Source organism: Cupriavidus sp. FW305-26 (genome assembly GCF_058787975.1).
Genome location: NZ_JBYTAH010000037.1, coordinates 1 through 17,170, shown reverse-complemented (window position 1 = coordinate 17,170; position 17,170 = coordinate 1). Strand labels below are relative to the sequence as shown.

Genomic DNA, 17,170 nt, shown 5'->3' with positions numbered 1-17,170 from the left:
GGAGCGCGCGGCCGCGATTTGCGGTGGCGCCACCCCACAGGTCTGCCCAGCCCGACCGGCTGCCGCGCGAGTGACCGATAAGGCTACCGGCTCATCAGAATCGGCCCTGAATCGGACGTAATTTCACAAAAAATTGCGTACTTGTGCACGGCTTGCTAAATTTGCGCAAAAAAATTGCCAATAAACATATTGCGGAGCAACAATATCGTGAGCAAGGTGGAGTTGGACAAGATCGACCGGAAGATCCTGGAAGTGCTGCAGACCAACGGCCGGTTGACCAACCTGGAGGTGGCCGAGCGCGTCAACCTGTCGCCCAGCCCCTGCCTGCGCCGCATCCGGCGGCTGGAGGAGATCGGCGTGATCCGGCAGTACGCAGCGCTGCTGGAGCCCAACAAGATCGGACTTGGCCTGCTGGCCTATATCAATGTCCGGCTGGAAAAGCATGGCGGCGCGCCCAAGGGCAAGGCTCCGCTGGACCTGTTCCGCGCCTCGATCGCGGTCTGGCCGGAGGTGGCCGCGTGCCACGCCATGACCGGCGAGATGGACCTGCTGCTCAAGGTCTACGTGGAAGACATGGAACACTTCGCGCGCTTCATGCAGGAGCAGTTGCTGGCGCACCCGTCGGTGATCGACGTGCGCTCCAGCTTTGCGCTGGAAAGCATCAAGGACACCACGGCGCTGCCGGTGGGCGGCGCGGCTTGATACGGCGAACCTGAGGCCGCAAACAAGAACGGCGCATCGTTGCGATGCGCCGTTGGCGTGGAACCCGCATTGAGCGGGCCCGGGGGAGTTCAGCGGACTCAGGCAGTGTGCTTCTGCGGCACCATGGTGCGCCAGAAGCGCAGCCCGAAGCGGCGCGCGTCACGCAGGTTGCGGCGCACCGCGTAGTCCAGGTCGGCGAGCTGCTCGTCCAGCGCTTCGGTCAGGCGGCTGGCGGTGTCGGCCGGCGGCAGTTCCAGGTAGGCATCGGCCTCGCCGTAGGCGTACTGGACCTTCATGCCGGCCTTCTTGGCAATGTGCATCATCGCCGCGTTGCGCGACAGGCAGTGCATGTACAGCGTGCGCACATTGGTATTGCGGCCGTGGATCGCGGCACGCTCGAACAGCGCGCTGCCGATGCCGCGCCCGCGGGCGCTGCCCGACACCGACACGCCGAACTCCGCCACGCGGCCCTGGGCGTTGTCGCGCAGGTTGGCGAAGTGGCCCACGCCGATCAGTTCGAGCTTGTCGTCGTAGACGCCGAACACGCTGTCATGGTCGAAGTCGATGCTGTCGACATAGGCTTCGATCACGTGGTCGCCCACGGACTGGCCAAAACGGAGCAGGCGATCCTCCTCGCCCAGGGCGAGGAAATGCTTCAGCAGGCGCGAGCGGTGGTGGGCCGCCAGCTCGCGCACCAGTACGGTGGTGCGGTGGGTGGCCTGGGCGGCTTCGGCTGCCTTGCGCAGATCTTCGTCGGTCAGTGCGCCGACGGCCTTGCTCAGTTCGAGCGGATTCACGTTATTTCCTTCCAGGTGCAATCACAGATAAACATAGCACTGCGTTGGTGTTTTTCCAGGCACTTTTCCCTGCTTCGGTGCAGAATTCGGGGAAACACCATCTTGATGCGGAGCCAAAAGTATTGTAGTGGAATTGTCGGTTCGGCGTAAGCTTCCCGCGTCGCAGCAGGCCGCCGTCTCACCACAGCATCAATAAAAATCGAATAAAATCAAAAGCTTGAGAAAATGTGATGAATTGTTGCGTGGTGCCGGATGTGGATTTGGTGCAACGCCACAATCCCGCGTTCTCCCGCATGTCCGTCTGACTTCCCCTTGCCCAGCCGATCGCCTTTGATGACCGAGCCCCCAATCGTTGTGATCTACGCGCACCCCACGCCCAGCCGTTCGCGCGTCAACCGTCCGCTGGCCGATGCCTTGGCCGCGCTGCCGCAGGTACAGGTACGCGATCTCTACCGCAGCTATGTCGACTATGACATCGATGTCGTCGCCGAGCAGCGCGTGCTGTCGGTCTCCGACACCATCGTGCTGCAGTTCCCGGTGCGCTGGTACAGCGTGCCGGCGCTGCTCAAGCTGTGGCTCGACGAGGTGCTGGAGCCAGGCTGGGCCTATGGCCCCGGCGGCACTGCGCTGCGTGGCAAGTCCTTGCTGGCAGTGGTAAGCACCGGCGGCACCGCCGATTCCTACGGGCCGGACGGCACCCATGGTCACCCGATCGGGGACTTCCTGCTGCCGCTGGAACAGACCGCCTTGCTGTGCGGCATGAGCTGGCTCCCGCCGGTGGTGCTGCACGACGCCAACAATGCCGATGCCCAGGCGCTGGCCGAGCATATCGCCCACGTCTGCGGGCGGCTGGGCACCGGCGCCGCGCCGGCGGGGGGACAGGCATGAACCAGCACGACTTCCTGATTGCGCTGCTGGTGTTCCTGGTGGCGGCGGTGGTGGCGGTGCCGCTGGCGCGGCGCAGTGGCCTGGGCGCGGTGCTGGGCTACCTGCTGGCGGGGGCGGCGATCGGGCCGTTTGCGTTGCGCCTGGTGACCAATGTCGAATCGATCCTGCATTTCTCCGAGTTCGGCGTGGTGCTGATGATGTTCGTCATCGGCCTGGAGCTGGAGCCGCGCAAGCTGTGGGCGCTGCGGCGGAGCATCTTTGGCTACGGCGGCGCGCAGCTGGCTGCGTGCGCGCTGGTGATCGGCGCGGTCGCGGCGCTGGCGGGCGCGCCGTGGCAGGTGGCGCTGGTGGCGGGCCTGGGACTGGCGTTGTCGTCCACCGCGATCGCGCTGGCGACACTGACCGAGCGCAACCTGTTCGGCACGCCGGCGGGGGCCGCCAGCTTCGGCATCCTGCTGTTCCAGGACATCGCCGCGATCCCGATGATCGCGCTGTTGCCGCTGCTGGCCACGCAGGGCGCCGCAGGCGCGGGTCCGGGCGCGGCCGGCTGGCTGGCGGCGGGCAAGGCGGTGGCGGTGATCGGTGCGGTGGTGGTCGGCGGCCGCTACCTGGTGCGCCCGGCGCTGCGCTTTATCGCCCGCACCGACATGCGCGAGATGTTCACGGCGTTTGCGCTGCTGCTGGTGGTGGGCATTGCGTTGATGATGGACGCGGTGGGCTTGTCGATGGCGCTGGGCACCTTCGTGGCTGGCGTGCTGCTGGCCGATTCGGAATACCGCCATGCGCTCGAGGCCGACCTGGAGCCATTCAAGGGCCTGCTGCTGGGCCTGTTCTTCATGGCTGTCGGCATGTCGATCGACTTTGCCGTGCTGGCACACTCGCCCTGGCTGGTGCTGGGTCTGGTGGCCGCCTTCGTGGTTGCCAAGACCGCGGTGCTGGCGCTGCTGGCGCGGTATTTTGCCATCGCCCGCGGGCAGCGGCTGCTGTTTGCGCTGCTGATCTCGCAGGGCGGTGAGTTCGCTTTCGTGGTGTTCGGCGTGGCCGGCACCGCCGGCCTGCTGCCGCGCGAGACCGAGGCCCTGCTGGTGCTGGTGGTGGCGCTGTCGATGGTGGCCACGCCCTTGCTGCTGCTGGCCTATGACCGGCTGGTGGCGCCGCGCCTGGGCAGCGGCAAGGCCCGCCCGGACGAGGCCATCACGCCGCAGCACAATCCGGTGCTGATCGCCGGTTTCGGGCGCTTCGGCCAGATCGTCGGCCGCCTGCTGTACACCCAGGGCGTGGGCGTGACGGTGCTGGACCACGACCCCGACCAGATCGAGTTCCTGCGCCAGTACGGCTTCAAGGTCTTCTATGGCGACGCCACCCGGCTGGACCTGCTGGAGGCCGCGGGCATTGCCGACGCGCGCATCCTGGTGGTGGCGATCGACGGCATGGACGAAAGCCTGGAACTGATCGACCGCGTGCGCCAGCGCTTTCCCGAACTGCAGATCTACGCCCGGGCGCGCCATGTGTCACATGTCTACCAGCTCAAGGACCGCGGCGTGCACCTGTTCGAGCGCGAGATGTTCGAGGGCTCGCTGATGCTGGGCCGCCGCGTGCTGGAGGGGCTGGGTTTCGATCCGGCCGAGGCCCGCAACGTGGCACTGCGTTTCCGGCGCCACAACATCCAGGCGATCGACCGCTTCTATCCGCACTACACCGACCAGAAGAAGCTGGTCTCGCTGGCGCGCCAGGCGCGCGACGAACTGGAAGAGATGTTCCGCCAGGACCGCGAGCAGCGGCGCCAGCGCGAAGAGGCCGAGTGGATGTGAGCGGCAGGGTGGCGGGCCAGCGCCGCGTCAGCGCGCGGCCGCGGCCCGGCCGGGCAGGCCGCCTTCGAGCAGGTCGACCACCATCTCGGCAAACTCTGCATAGGACAACCGGCCGCCCGGCTTGAGCCAGGTGAAGGTCCAGTTGATCATGCCGAAGATGGTCATGGTCAGCGCGGTCTGGTTCTCGCGCGTGACGCGCTCCGGGTAGGCCCGGCGCAGCAGGCGCGAGAACGCCGCGACCACGTCGCGCTCGCGGCCCAGGATCAGGTCGCGCTGGGTCTCGGCCAGGAACTTGACGTCGTTGATCAGCGCGATATGGCGCGTCTGCGAGGTCTCGTACTCGGCCAGGAAGGCGCGGATCAGGTTGCCGAAGGCTTCCTTGTCGGTGCGCGCGTGGCGCTCGGCGTCGGCCTCCACTTCAGTGACGAGCAGCATCAGCCGGCGCGTGTAGCGGTCCAGCAGGTCGAACAGGATCGCTTCCTTGCTCTCGTAATAGTGGTACAGCCGCGCCTTGGAGGTGCCGCAGGCGGCGGCCAGGTCGGCCATCGAGGTGCTGGGGTAGCTGCTGTTGGCAAAGGCGGCGGCGGCCAGGTCCAGGATCTGCTCGCGCTGCGCCTCGAAATCGGGTGCCTTGGTACGGGCCATATTCTCGTTTATTCGCCGCCGGTGCCACCGCTGCCGAGATGGCGGCGCAGTTCGCAGGTATCGAGCGAGTCAGCATTGCCGCGCAGCACCAGCTGGCCCATGGCGATCAGCTCGCGGCAGCGCCAGAACACGAACCAGTCGCTGGCCAGCAGACCCTCGATCGCGCCCATCACGCTGCCCACCATCTGCGCCGCGGGCGTCCACTCGGACGGGGCGCGTTCCATGATGATCTCGTCGATGGTGTGGTAGGCCGCCGGCACCAGCGTGTTGCCCTTCCAGAGCCGCACGTCGGCGTTTTCCTTGACGTTCTGCTGCCACTCGTAGCCGAGGCGGCCCAGGCGCAGCACCGAGACCGGGGCGATGGTGGAAAAGCGCCGCGCCAGCCGCGCGGGCGTGTACATGCCGATCGCCGCCAGGTTGCCCTGCGCGGGCATTTCCAGCTCGCGCAGGTCCATGGCGACTTCATTGATCCGCTGCGGCGCCTGGTACAGGTGGAACACCACCCGGCGCAGCATCAGCTGGTCAGCCGCGCTCTGGCCGTGCCAGATGGCCACTTCCATGTTGTCCTGGCGCAGTCCCTGGAGCTGGTCCAGCGCCTGGCGCATCTCGGCGCCGAAATCGATGTCGGTATGCGGGGCGACCCGCTGCCAGAAGCCGGAGCGGATCAGGCCGGTGCTGTCGATGTCGGCCAGCGGGCCTACCGCCAGGTCGTCGCGCAGCACCACGACAGGGTCCGGCCGCGCAGCCTGGGCCAGGGCCTGGCGCAGGGTCGTGCCTGCTACATCACCGTTGACGACGTGGATATATTGCATGGCCGTGATTGTATATGGGTGGACGGTTCGCTGGCACCGCCGCGGCGGCGGTGCGACAGGCGCGATCGCCGCCCGCCCGGTCACTGTCCTGCAAGCATCGCGCCAGCCCGAAGCCGCCTGCCGCCATTGTAGTCACGGCCGGTGCTGGCCAATGTCGGCAATTGTCTGAATACACACGCCCCGGCGTGCCCGGATCAGCGTTCGTCGTAGCTGACCACCACCCGCGGCGTCAGCGCCCGCGCCTGGCAGGTGAGCACGAAGCCCTTTTCCATCTCCCACGGCTCGAGCGTGTAGTTCTTTTCCATGTCCACCTGGCCCTCCAGCACCTTGGCGCGGCAGGTGCAACAGACGCCGCTCTTGCAGGCAAAAGGCAGGTCCAGGCCGGCGGCCAGCGCGGTGTCCAGCACGGCGTCTTCCAGCGGCAGGCGCATGCTGTGCTGCTTGCCGTCGAGCACCACCACCAGCTCGGCGGTGCCGGCATGGTCGGCGTGCGCCGGGGCCGGCTTGCGCCTGGCCTGGGCCAGCGGCACACCGAAGCGCTCGGCGTGGATGCGGTGCGGGTCGACGCCCGCGTCGCGCAGTGCCGCCTCGGACTCGTCGATCATCGAGGCCGGCCCGCAGACAAAGGCCGCGTCGATGTCTTCCACGGGGATCAGGGTCTGCAGGAAGGCGGTCACGCGGGCATGGTCGAGCCGGCCATGCAGCAGGTCCACCTCCTGCGGCTGGCGCGACAGCACGTGGTAGAGCGTGAAACGCGCCAGGTACTGGTTCTTCAGGTCTTCCAGCGCCTCGGAGAAGATGATGCTGTCGACGTTGCGGTTGCCATAGACCAGCGTGAAGCGGCTGTGCGGCTCGGCCTGCAGCGTGGTGCGGATCAGCGACAGCACCGGCGTGATGCCGCTGCCGGCGGCAAAAGCCACGTAGTGGCGCGCGGCGCCGGCATCGAGCGGCACGTGAAAGCGGCCGTCGGGGGTCATCACGTCGATCACCTGGCCCGGGGCGATGGAATCATGCAGGTGCGTGGAAAAGAGTCCGTCCTCGACCAGCTTGACCGCCACGCGCAGCTCGCCGTGCGCGTCGTAGTCCTGCACGGCCGAGCAGATCGAGTAGGAGCGGCGCAGGTCCTTGCCTTCGACCGGCGCCTTCAGCGTCAGGAACTGGCCCTGGGTGAAGCGGTAGGCGTCGCGCAGCGCGTCCGGCACCTCGAAGGCGATCGAAATCGTGTCGGCGGTCTCGGGGCGCACCTGCGCCACGCGCAGCGGATGGAACTGTGGAGTCATGGCAGCCTGGCTTCGGCCCGGCGGGGCTCAGTAAGGTTTGAAATAGTCGAACGGCTCGCGGCAGTCCAGGCACCGGTACAGCGCCTTGCAGGCGGTCGAGGCAAAGCGCGAGATTTCCTGCGTATGCATGCTGCCGCAGCGCGGGCAGGCCACGGCATCGGGCGCGCCCGCGCGGGCGGCGCGAGGCACAAAGCGCAGCGGCTGCGCCGCGGCCGGCGTGCCGCACTGGCCCGGCGGTGCTATGCCGAAGGCGCGCAGGCGCTCGCGCGCGGCCGGGGTGATCCAGTCGGTGGTCCAGGCCGGCGCCAGCACGGTGCGGATGCGCCACGGCGCCAGCCCGGCGCCGTCCAGCGCCCGGCCGATGTCCTCGGCGATCTGCGACATCGCCGGGCAGCCGGAATAGGTGGGCGTGATGACGATCTCAAGCGCGCCGTCGGCGGCGGTCAGGACATCTCGCAGGATGCCCAGGTCGCGGATCGATACCACCGGGATCTCCGGGTCCGGCACCGCCCCCAGCGCCGCCCATGCACGCGCGATGCGGCCGTCGGTGGCGCGGTCGTTGCGCAGGGGGAGGGCGGCGATGTTCATGTTGGTCAACCCTTTGCGCCGAAGCGGGCGCTTACCATTGCGCGCCCGGATGGGCCCGCGCCAGCCCCTGCATCTCGCCCAGCAGGTAGCTCATGTGTTCGGAGTGCACGCCGTGCTTGCCGGTCGAGACAAAGCTCGTGGCCTGGGGCAAGTCCAGCGTGGCGGCCTGCAGTGTCTCGGCGACGGTGGCGTCCCAGGCCGGGCGCAGCGTGGCCGTGACCACGCCGATGCCCTGCGTGGCGGCCTCGGTTTCGACCGCGTCCTCGGCAAAGCACTCGTTCATATAGGGCAGAAGGTGCTCCAGCGCGCGCTGCATGCGCGCGTGCGATGCCTCGGTGCCGTCGCCCAGGCGCACTACCCAGCCAGCCGCGTGGTGCAGGTGGTAGCGCGCTTCCTTGACCGACTTGGCGGCGATCGCGGCCAGCTGGTCGTCGCGGCTGGCCAGTAATGCTTCCCACAGCTCGACCATCAGCGCGCTGTACAGGAAGTTGCGCATGATGGTGACGGCGTAGTCGCGCTCGGCTGCGGCGTTGCCGGCCAGCGGGCCGCGGTGCGGCAGCTCCAGCAGCGTCCAGTTGCGGAAGTCGCGCTCGGCACGCCAGTAGGTGTAGTCGTCCTCATGGCGGGGCAGGCCGGTCAGCTCGCCTTCCAGTTCGCCGGCGCGGCCGTACAGCAGCCGTGCCTGGCCGATCAGGTCCAGGCTGATGTTGGCCAGCGCGATGTCTTCTTCCAGCACCGGGCCGTGGCCACACCATTCGGCGTTGCGCTGGCCCAGGACCAGGGCGTTGTCGGCCAGGCGCAGCACGTAGCGCAAGCCCGCAGTGCGTGCCGGCGGCAGGTGGTCGAGCGAGGCGGGCGCGGTCGGCTGTGGGGACGCAGTCATGGTGCGGGCCTTACATGTGGTTGACTTCGTCGGGCAGCTGGTAGAACGTCGGGTGCCGGTAGATCTTGTCGGCCATCGGGTCGAACAGCTCCGGCTTTTCCTCGGGCACGCTCGCGGTGATGGACGCTGACGGCACCACCCAGATCGACACGCCTTCCTGGCGCCGCGTATAGACGTCGCGCGCCATGTGCAGCGCCTGCTGCGCGTCGGCGGCATGCAGGCTGCCGCAATGCTTGTGTTCCAGGCCTTGCTTGCTGCGTACGAACACTTCCCACAGCGGCCATTCCTTGCGTTGCATCGTTTGTCTCCGTCCTCGGGCGTGTTGTCAGGCCGCGGCGCGGCTGGCGCGGGCTTCGCGTTCGGCCACCTTGGCGGCGTGCGCCAGCGCGGCCTCGCGCACCCAGGCGCCGTCCTCGTGCGCTTTCACGCGGGTGGCCAGGCGCTCCTTGTTGCAGGGGCCGTCGCCGTTGATCACACGCCAGAACTCATCCCAGTCCAGCGGGCTGTAGTCATAGTGGGCGCGCTCGGCATTCCATTGCAGGCCGGGGTCGGGCAGGGTCACGCCCAGCACGCGGGCCTGCTCGACCGTGGCATCGACAAACTTCTGGCGCAGGTCGTCGTTGGAGATGCGCTTGATGCCCCAGGCCATGGTCTGGGCGCTGTTGGTCGAGGCCGCGTCGGGCGGGCCGAACATCATCAGCACCGGGAACCACCAGCGGTCGACCGCGTCCTGCACCATCTCGCGCTGGGCCTCGGTGCCGCGCATCATCGCCAGCAGCGCGTCGAAGCCCTGGCGCTGGTGGAACGACTCTTCCTTGCAGATGCGGATCATGGCGCGCGCATACGGGCCGTACGAGCAGCGGCACAGCGGGATCTGGTTCATGATCGCCGCGCCGTCGACCAGCCAGCCGATCACGCCCACGTCGGCCCAGGTCAGCGTCGGGTAGTTGAAGATCGACGAATACTTGGCCTTGCCGCTGTGCAGCGCGTCGACCAGGTCATCGCGCGAGGCGTCGAGCGTCTCGGCGGCGGAATACAGGTAGAGCCCATGGCCGCCTTCATCCTGCACCTTGGCCAGCAGGATGGCCTTGCGCTTGAGCGACGGGGCCCGGCTGATCCAGTTGCCCTCCGGCAGCATGCCGACGATCTCCGAGTGCGCATGCTGCGAGATCTGGCGCACCAGGGTCTTGCGGTAGGCCTGCGGCATCCAGTCCTGCGGCTCGATCTTGCCGTCGGCGGCCATGCAGGCGTCGAACGCGGCCTGGCGGGCGGCTTCGTCCTGGGGCGCGCTGGCCGGTGCCGTATCGGCGTGCTGGCCGGGCAGGTCAAGACTCTGCGTGTACATGGTGTCTCCTCTGACGGGATGCCGCCCGGATCGCGGGCAGTGCTGGCCCTATTATATATATGCCGACCGGTCGGTCAATTTAAGGGAAGGCCCGCTACCGTGGCCGTGGCTTGATCCCGCTCGCCTCGTGGCGGCTGCCGCACGTGTAGTATCGAAGTCAGGCGGCGTTACCGCCGCCATCCCTTTCCAACGGAGGCAATTCCTATGACTAGCGCGGCATACAGCAAGATCGTGGTGGCGGTGGACGGCAGCAGCACGTCCGACCTGGCGCTGGGCGAAGCCATACGCGTGGCGGCTCCGGGCGGCGCCACCGTGCTGGCGCTCTATGTCGTGGACACCGGCACGCCCATGTTCGATGCCGGGTACTACGATCCGAGCCAGCTGCAGAAGGCGTTCGAGGAAAGCGGGCAGCGCGCGCTGCAGGCCGCCTCGCAGCGGCTGGCCGCGGCCGGCGTGGCGCATGAAACCCGGCTGGTGACCGAAGCGCCGGTGCCAGGCGACATGGGGGCCTCGATCAACGAGGCCGCGCGCCAATGGGGCGCCGACCTGCTGGTGATCGGCACGCACGGACGCCGCGGCGTGCGCCGTCTGGTGCTGGGCAGCGTGGCCGAGGCGGTGATACGCCAGTCCACCATGCCGGTGCTGCTGGTGCGCGGCGAGGCGAAGGCTGACTGAACGGCCGAATGAAATCGTGCCCCCCATCGGGGACGCCAGGGCAGCCGACGGGACTCAGCCGGCGAAGCGGAAATGGCCGCTGCGCAGCACGATCTCGCGCGCCTCGGTCAGCTCGAACATGCTTTCGGCCAGGCGCTCGATGCGCTGGCGGTTGCTGGTGAACGCTGCGACCAGGTCTTCCTCGCGCGGCGAACGCGCGCCGAAATGGGCCTCGAGGGCCTCGGCGGTGACGGAATACAGGGTGGGACTGCCGTTGACCGTGGCGGGGCAGGACAGCGTGAGGCTGGCTGCGCAGTAGGTCGGGAGGCTGCGAGGGAACGTGATGTCGGACATGGCGTGCCTCGTGCTGGCGGCGAGCGTATTAGATCAATATAGGCCATTGCCGCGTTCCGTAAAGCCCGGCCGGTACGCTGGCCGGGCCGGCAAGCTTCTTTCTTGATGCCTCTCAGCCGCTGTGCGCCCGCCGGCGCACCGGCGGCTTGCGCGCGGCCGCGCCCAGCGTGCGCAGGTCCGCCACCGCGGCATGGGCGGCGGCGATATGCGCGGCGGCGTAGTCGGCCTGTTCCGCCAGGAAGGCGTCGAGCGCGCCAGCGGGTGGCAGCGCGGGCCGCTCGGTGTCGCCGGCAGCGTCTGCCAGGCCCGGCCGCATCGCCAGCTCGGCCAGTTGGGCTTCCAGCTGCGTCAGGAGTGCGCGCACTTCAGCCCCGGCGGGAAGCGTGAAAACGCCCGACTCCACCCCGGCTCGCACCACGCCGGCCAGCGCGGCCATGCGGCGTGCGCTCGCATGCACGCGCTGGTAGGCCCCGGTATAGTCCGGCGCCAGCGCGCCGGCGGTCTGTGCCAGCGTGAGTTCGGCGCGGGTGGAAGCCCGTCCGGCGGCAATGCGCAAGGCTTCCAGCCGCGGCACGGCAGGCGGCGTCGCGGCCTCAGCCACGCGGCTGGCCGCGAAGGCGGCTCGCAGGTAGACCGCGTTGACCGCCACCGCGTCGACGGCATGGCGGAACACGCGCGACATCTCCACGCGCGGTGCCAGCACATAGTACGTGGCCAGCGCGATCAGGCAGCCCAGCGCGGTATCGATGCCGCGCAGCGCGGCAAAGTGGCTGCTGTCGAGGGCCGGCGCGCCCACCCATGAGAACAGGATCACGGCCGGCGTCAGGCAGAACGCGAACGCCCCGGGCTGCCCGGCAAGGCGGCTGGCATAGGCCCCGGCCAGGAAGGCCGCGCTGATGCCCAGCGCCACCACCGGCGCCGGATGGAGCAGGCCGATCACACAGGCGCACAATGCGCCAGCCAGCGAGCCCGCAAAGCGTTTTACGGAAACCTGCCGGGTAGTCTGCAACTGGGGGCTGAGCACCATGATCACGGTCACCGCCACCCAATAGCCATGGTCCAGCCGCCACCACTGCGCCGGCAGCAGGCTGAGGCTGCCGGCCAGCGCCAGGCGCAGGGCGTGGCGCGTGGCCAGCGCATCGCCTGCGGCGTGGTCGGCCAGCCCGCGCAGCATCTGGGCCAGCCCGTGCCCGATGCCGCGCCGCGGCCAGCGGAAGCTTGCGCGCCATCGGTCGAAATCCGGATGGCGCGCCAGGGCGGATAGTGCCGACTGGTAGGGGGGCGGGGCGCTGGCATTGGCCACGGGCGCGGTCAGGCGCCGCAGTTCGTGGCGCAGCGCCGCGCTCAATGCCGGCAGGTCGGGCGCGTGCCGCGCCAGGGCCTGGCCAACTTGCTCGCGGGCGTCGGCGATGCAGCGTGCGATATGACGCAACGGCGGCTGCATCGGCAAGCCATGGGCGGTGCCGGCGCGCTCGCGCAGCTCGCCCGCGACGATCAGCAGCGCAAACAGGGCGTCGGCGACACCCACGGCATAGCCATAGTGCAGGAGCGTGCTGGGGTCGCGCAGGCTGCGTCGGGCCTCGATGGCCCCGCGCGCAGCCTCGATGCGGTTGCGGATGTCCTGCTTGCAGGTGGCGAGGTCATTGCCGTGGCGGGTGTCGGCGAGTGCCGTGGCGAGCCGGACCAGCGCGTCGTATGCGGCCACGATCTCGGTGCGTGGCCGGTCGTCGCGGGTCGACGGGATCAATGCCAGGCAAGCCAGGCACGCGAACACGCCGCCGCGCAGGAAGTCGAGCCCGCTTTGCAGGGCCTGCACGGCGAGCTCAGGCCCGGCCGCAGGCTGCAGGCACGCGGCCACCAGCACGACATAGAGCAGCTTGGCCGCCAGCGCACTGGCCGGGCCGCGCGTCTCTGCCAGACCTGCGGCAAGCCCTCCTGCCATCACGACCAGTACGGCCAGCCAGGGCGAAGGCGCGACGGCCGCGCCCAGCGCGCTGGCTACCGCCCCGCCAATGCCGACCGCTCCCAGGCTGGATAGCCGTGCCGACGCCGTGCCTTGCCGGTCCGCCAGGCAGGTCCAGATCGAGGCCGTTGCCGACCACAGGTAGCCTGCATCCCCGGTCAGCCAGCCAATACCGGCAAGGGCCAGGAACGACAGTGCATAGATGATCCCGCGCCGGAGCAGGACGGGGTCAGGCCAGTAGCGGGCAAGGAGGGCGGAGGCGAACATGCGGGCCGGGATCCACGCGGGCCTGCCCGGTCGGGCGCCCGTCGTGAGACCACTCTACGATACCGTTTGCTGCGTTGCAACAAAACTGGCCTGTCGGCCACAGCATCAGGTCGCCGCACCAAGGTGGCGCGAGCAAGCCCCGTGGCGAGGATCCAAGCACGATTGCTGCGCCAGCAGGCGCAAACGTGCACAGGGGTTGTGACCGTTTCGGCGCGAAGGCGAAAAAAAACCCACGCAGGTTGTGCGTGGGTTGGAATCCACCGAGGTGGTGGAGGAGACAGACTCCAATATACATGATTTGTTGCGACGCACCAAGTGGTCATGTGTCAATGTCCGACATTGCGCACAATGGTGTTGTATCGATGCGACAAAATCCGGTTTCCAGCATCCATGTCCTAGCGGAACAGATATGCGGCACCTACGGCACACATGATCCCGGCAGCATCGGCCACCAGTGCACAACCCAGTGCGTGGCGCGTATTGCGCACATTGATGCTGCCGAAGTAGACCGCCAGTACATAGAAAGTGGTCTCGGTCGAGCCCTGGATGATCGCCGCCAGCCTTCCCTGGAACGAGTCCACGCCATAGGTCGTCATCACATCCACCATCAGCCCGCGCGCGCCGGCGCCGGACAGGATCTTCATCAGCCCGACCGGCAGCGCCGGCACGAAGTCCGTATTCATGCCCAGCTCGGCAAAGCCCAGCGTCAGCCAGCCCATCAGCACGTCCATGCAGCCGGTGGCCCGGAACAGGCCGATGGCTACGAGGATTGCCACCAGGTAGGGAATAATCTGCACGGCGACGCCAAAGCCTTCCTTGGCACCATCGATAAAGGCTTCATAGACATTGACCCGCCGCAGCGCGCCGCAGAGCAGGAACAGCGTGATCAGCGACAGGATGAAGCCGGCGCCGGCCAGTGCCGTCACGCTGCCGACCTGCTCCGGCGGCGCGTGCCGCAGCCAGGCGAACATCCCGCCCAGCAGCGCAGCGACCAGCCCGAATGCCACCAGCACGGCCGGGCGCAGCAGGTTCAGCCGCTGCACCCACGCCACCGCCAGCAGGCCGGCCAGGCATGAGCCGCCGGTGGCCAGCAGCGTCGGCAGGAAGATATCGGCCGCATTGAAACCCGCCAGCCCTTGCTTGACCGCAATGGCCTGCCGGATCGCGATCACCGAGGTCGGGATCAGCGTCAGCCCGGCCGTATTCAGCACGATGAACATGATCTGCGCATCGGTGGCCACGTCTGGGCGCCGGTTCAGTGTCTGCAGCTCGCGCATGGCATTCAGGCCGAGCGGCGTGGCGGCATTGTCAAGCCCGAGCAGGTTGGCCGACACGTTCATCATCATCGCCCCCTGTGCCGGATGCCCCTGCGGCACGCCGGGGAAGAAATGGCGCAGCAGCGGGTTCACCAGCCGGGCAAAGGCATCGACCACGCCGGCGCGCTCGCCGATGCGCATGATGCCGAGCCACAGGCTCATCACCCCGGCCAGGCCGAGCGCGATCTCGAAGGCCGTGCGCGCGCTGTCGAACAGGCTCGCCAGCATCGCCGGGAACACGGTGAGATCGCCGCTGGCCAGGCGGACGCAGGCGGCGACAAAGGAAATCAGGAAGAAACCGAGCCAGACAACGTTCAGGGCCATCGGAATGCGGGAAGCGGGGAAATCAAAGCCGGGGAGATTCCCGGCACGGCGTGCAGCTCAGCCGATCACGGCCCCGCGTTCGGCCAGCAGCTCGCGCAGGATCGAGCGGTGGCAGTGCGCTTCGTTCTCGCAGTAGCAGCCTACCGAGAAATTGGTCTGGTGCGACAGCGCCGCCAGCAGGTCGAGCGTGCGGCTGGCGTCCGGCTCGGCCATTTCCTTGCGGAAGTGCCGCACGAACGCCCGCCATTGCTTGTCATCGGTGGCCTGCAGCGCCTGGGCCACCAGCTCGGGCGATGGCGACAGCACGGGATACCAGACATCGTAGAAATCGCGGCTGGCAAACTCGGATTTGGGCACGCCACGCGGCGGCCGGCGCACAGTGCCGATGCGCAGGCCTTCATCGTCCGCGCGCGGCGTGCCCAGTCTTACGATTCGGATGGTCATGGGGGATCCCGCTCATGTCTGCCGACGCATGTGCGTCCGGCTAAAGTCCCAGATCATGAATCATGGTGTCGCGCATGACAAACTTCTGCACCTTGCCCGTCACAGTCATCGGCATTTCCGAGACAAAGCGGATATAGCGCGGAATCTTGTAGTGGGCGATCTGATCGCGGCAGAACTTCCGGATCTCTTCCTCGCTGGCGCTCTGGCCGGGTTTGAGCACGATCCAGGCGCAGACCTCCTCGCCGTACTTCTGGTCAGGCACGCCAAAGACCTGCACCGCCTGCACCTTGGGATGGCGGAACAGGAATTCCTCGATCTCGCGCGGGTAGATGTTCTCGCCGCCGCGGATCAGCATGTCCTTGACCCGGCCGACGATGTTGCAGTAGCCCTCGTCGTCAATGGTGGCAAGGTCGCCGGTGTGCATCCAGCCGTCGCGGATGGCCTCGCGGGTGCGCTCGTCGTCTTCCCAGTAGCCTTGCATCACGGAATAGCCGCGGGTGCAAAGCTCGCCGGTGGCGCCGGTCGGCACGACCTCGCCGAGGGCGTCGACCACCTTGCATTCCAGGTGCGGCTGCACCCGGCCGACAGTGGCGACGCGCTTGTCCAGCGGATCGTCGGTGGCGCTCTGGAACGAGACCGGGCTGGTCTCGGTCATGCCATAGGCAATGGTGACCTCCGACATATGCATGTCCGCCACCACGCGTTTCATGACCTCGATCGGGCAGGGGGCGCCGGCCATGATGCCGGTGCGCAGGGTCGAGAAGTCGAAGCGGCTGAACTCCGGATGGTCCAGCTGGGCGATAAACATGGTCGGCACGCCATGCAGGGCGGTGCAGCGTTCCTCGCTGGCCGCCTGCATGGTCGCGAGCGGATCGAAGGCCTCGCCCGGGAACACCATGCAGGCGCCGACCGAGACGCAGGCCAGCACCGACAGCACCATGCCGAAGCAGTGATAGAGCGGCACCGGGATGCACAGTACGTCACTGTCGCCAAGTCGCATCGCTATGGCGACAAAGCGGCCGTTATTGACCACGTTGTGATGCGTCAGGGTGGCGCCCTTGGGGTTGCCGGTGGTGCCGCTGGTGAACTGGATATTGATGGCGTCGAGCGCGGAGAGCGTCGCGGTCACCGCGTCCAGGCGCACAGTATCGGGTTCGGCCAGCAGTGCATCGTAATTGAGCATGCCGGGCGTCGCCTCGCCTCCCATGCGGATCACCCACTGCAGCCGGGGCAGCCGGGCGGAGCGCAGCGCCCCCGGCTCGGCCTCGGCCAGTTCCGGCGCCAGCGCCTGGAGGGTGGCCAGGTAGTCGCTGGCCTTGAAACGCGCGGCCGTGATCAGCATGCGCACGCCGGCCTTGTTCAGCGCATATTCCAGCTCCGCCTGGCGGTAGGCCGGATTGATATTGACCAGGATGGCGCCGATACGAGCGGTGGCGAACTGGGTCACCAGCCACTCGGGCCGGTTCGGCGCCCAGATGCCGACCCGGTCGCCCGGCTGGATCCCGCGCCGGAGCAGGCCGCTGGCCAGGCGATCGACCTGGTCGCTGAACTCCGCCCAACTCCAGCGCACACCATGCTCGCGGAACACCACGGCCGGGGCGCCCGGGTTTGCGGCGACCGTGCGCGCCAGCAATGCCGGAATCGTCTCATCAGACAGGGGGATGTCGGTGCTGCCGGCGACCACGGAGAGGCCGGGCGTCACGGGTCGGGTCATCTTGTCTCCTTCAACTGCTCTGCTTGGCATTCGACGTCTATATATAGAGAGGACGTCTCGGGTTGGGCCAACGCCCACGGTCTCAGCTTAAGCCGAGGCGCCGCTGGATGCTGTCACCACCGCGACATTTGAGCCTCGTGCGCCGCTTTTACGGGGGGTTCGAATTATTTCGCGAAATCGCTTGCCAGTCGGTCCTGCGTCCCTTAATATTCGCCCCCTCGCAACACAACGCAGCGCTGCAAAGCAGACGCCGCAAGGGTTGCGGGGTCGACCGGGATGGTTGGCGCAGCGAAGTTGGCGCGCTGGCCGCAGCAAAAAAAGATGCTGAAACGGTTGACGAAACGAAGAAAGCTCTGCATAATCTCGTTTCTCTGCTGCAGACA

General features: G+C 67.8%; 18 protein-coding genes. 5 read left to right on the top strand and 13 right to left on the bottom strand.

From position 1 onward, the window contains the following. The first annotated feature begins 207 nt into the window (after positions 1-207). Positions 208-702, top strand: a complete 495-nt coding sequence (locus AC3WQZ_RS19855) for an Lrp/AsnC family transcriptional regulator (RefSeq protein WP_010813460.1) — start codon at positions 208-210, stop codon at positions 700-702. 98 nt (positions 703-800) lie between these two features. Here the strand turns inward: AC3WQZ_RS19855 and AC3WQZ_RS19850 are convergent, their stop codons facing one another. Continuing rightward, a complete protein-coding gene (locus tag AC3WQZ_RS19850) occupies positions 801-1,499 on the bottom strand; it encodes a GNAT family N-acetyltransferase (RefSeq protein ID WP_492301112.1) in 699 nt (232 codons plus the stop codon). Between the two features lie 333 nt (positions 1,500-1,832). Between AC3WQZ_RS19850 and kefF the strand changes: the two genes are divergently transcribed. Both kefF and kefC read left to right on the top strand, forming a co-directional pair. After that, positions 1,833-2,387: a glutathione-regulated potassium-efflux system oxidoreductase KefF gene (gene kefF / locus AC3WQZ_RS19845; protein WP_010813462.1), complete on the top strand. Its 555-nt coding sequence runs from the start codon at positions 1,833-1,835 to the stop codon at positions 2,385-2,387. Next, entirely contained in the window at positions 2,384-4,198 is a 1,815-nt protein-coding gene (gene kefC / locus AC3WQZ_RS19840; RefSeq protein ID WP_010813463.1) for a glutathione-regulated potassium-efflux system protein KefC, read from the top strand. The genes kefF and kefC overlap by 4 nt, the downstream gene beginning before the upstream one ends. A 27-nt stretch (positions 4,199-4,225) precedes the next feature. Here the strand turns inward: kefC and AC3WQZ_RS19835 are convergent, their stop codons facing one another. The 7 genes from AC3WQZ_RS19835 to paaA all read right to left on the bottom strand — a co-directional run bounded on the left by AC3WQZ_RS19835 (position 4,226) and on the right by paaA (position 9,751). Next, entirely contained in the window at positions 4,226-4,843 is a 618-nt protein-coding gene (locus tag AC3WQZ_RS19835) for a TetR/AcrR family transcriptional regulator (RefSeq protein ID WP_010813464.1), read from the bottom strand. Positions 4,844-4,851: 8 nt separating this feature from the next. After that, positions 4,852-5,655, bottom strand: a complete 804-nt coding sequence (locus tag AC3WQZ_RS19830) for a DUF1835 domain-containing protein (protein ID WP_010813465.1) — start codon at positions 5,653-5,655, stop codon at positions 4,852-4,854. Between the two features lie 194 nt (positions 5,656-5,849). Beyond that, entirely contained in the window at positions 5,850-6,935 is a 1,086-nt protein-coding gene (gene paaE, locus AC3WQZ_RS19825) for a 1,2-phenylacetyl-CoA epoxidase subunit PaaE (protein ID WP_011616171.1), read from the bottom strand. Between the two features lie 27 nt (positions 6,936-6,962). Then, the gene (paaD, locus tag AC3WQZ_RS19820) at positions 6,963-7,523 is read right to left on the bottom strand and encodes a 1,2-phenylacetyl-CoA epoxidase subunit PaaD (RefSeq protein ID WP_011616170.1); all 561 of its coding nucleotides are present in this window, start codon (positions 7,521-7,523) and stop codon (positions 6,963-6,965) included. Positions 7,524-7,554: 31 nt separating this feature from the next. Further along, positions 7,555-8,406, bottom strand: a complete 852-nt coding sequence (paaC, locus tag AC3WQZ_RS19815; RefSeq protein WP_010813468.1) for a 1,2-phenylacetyl-CoA epoxidase subunit PaaC — start codon at positions 8,404-8,406, stop codon at positions 7,555-7,557. 10 nt (positions 8,407-8,416) lie between these two features. After that, on the bottom strand, positions 8,417-8,704 hold the full coding sequence (gene paaB, locus AC3WQZ_RS19810) for a 1,2-phenylacetyl-CoA epoxidase subunit PaaB (protein WP_010813469.1): 288 nt from the start codon (positions 8,702-8,704) through the stop codon (positions 8,417-8,419). A 27-nt stretch (positions 8,705-8,731) separates the two neighbouring features. Continuing rightward, complete coding sequence (gene paaA, locus AC3WQZ_RS19805) at positions 8,732-9,751, bottom strand: 1,2-phenylacetyl-CoA epoxidase subunit PaaA (RefSeq protein WP_010813470.1); 1,020 nt, start codon at positions 9,749-9,751, stop codon at positions 8,732-8,734. A gap of 204 nt (positions 9,752-9,955) precedes the next feature. On the opposite strand from paaA, the gene AC3WQZ_RS19800 reads away from it, so the two are divergent. Continuing rightward, positions 9,956-10,426 (top strand): universal stress protein, encoded by a 471-nt coding sequence (locus AC3WQZ_RS19800; RefSeq protein WP_011616168.1) that lies wholly within the window; start codon positions 9,956-9,958, stop codon positions 10,424-10,426. Positions 10,427-10,480: 54 nt separating this feature from the next. Here the strand turns inward: AC3WQZ_RS19800 and AC3WQZ_RS19795 are convergent, their stop codons facing one another. The 5 genes from AC3WQZ_RS19795 to AC3WQZ_RS19775 all read right to left on the bottom strand — a co-directional run bounded on the left by AC3WQZ_RS19795 (position 10,481) and on the right by AC3WQZ_RS19775 (position 16,787). Beyond that, positions 10,481-10,759, bottom strand: a complete 279-nt coding sequence (locus AC3WQZ_RS19795; protein ID WP_010813472.1) for a DUF1488 family protein — start codon at positions 10,757-10,759, stop codon at positions 10,481-10,483. A gap of 112 nt (positions 10,760-10,871) precedes the next feature. After that, positions 10,872-12,989, bottom strand: a complete 2,118-nt coding sequence (locus AC3WQZ_RS19790) for an FUSC family protein (protein ID WP_058698121.1) — start codon at positions 12,987-12,989, stop codon at positions 10,872-10,874. A 395-nt stretch (positions 12,990-13,384) separates the two neighbouring features. Beyond that, complete coding sequence (locus tag AC3WQZ_RS19785; protein ID WP_010813474.1) at positions 13,385-14,629, bottom strand: nucleoside recognition domain-containing protein; 1,245 nt, start codon at positions 14,627-14,629, stop codon at positions 13,385-13,387. A gap of 57 nt (positions 14,630-14,686) precedes the next feature. Then, positions 14,687-15,073 (bottom strand): DUF488 domain-containing protein, encoded by a 387-nt coding sequence (locus AC3WQZ_RS19780; protein ID WP_010813475.1) that lies wholly within the window; start codon positions 15,071-15,073, stop codon positions 14,687-14,689. Between the two features lie 40 nt (positions 15,074-15,113). Continuing rightward, positions 15,114-16,787, bottom strand: a complete 1,674-nt coding sequence (locus tag AC3WQZ_RS19775) for an AMP-binding protein (RefSeq protein WP_058698122.1) — start codon at positions 16,785-16,787, stop codon at positions 15,114-15,116. 107 nt (positions 16,788-16,894) lie between these two features. Between AC3WQZ_RS19775 and AC3WQZ_RS19770 the strand changes: the two genes are divergently transcribed. Next, a partial coding sequence (locus tag AC3WQZ_RS19770) for a hypothetical protein (RefSeq protein ID WP_492301110.1) occupies positions 16,895-17,170 on the top strand: 276 nt, incomplete at its 3' end.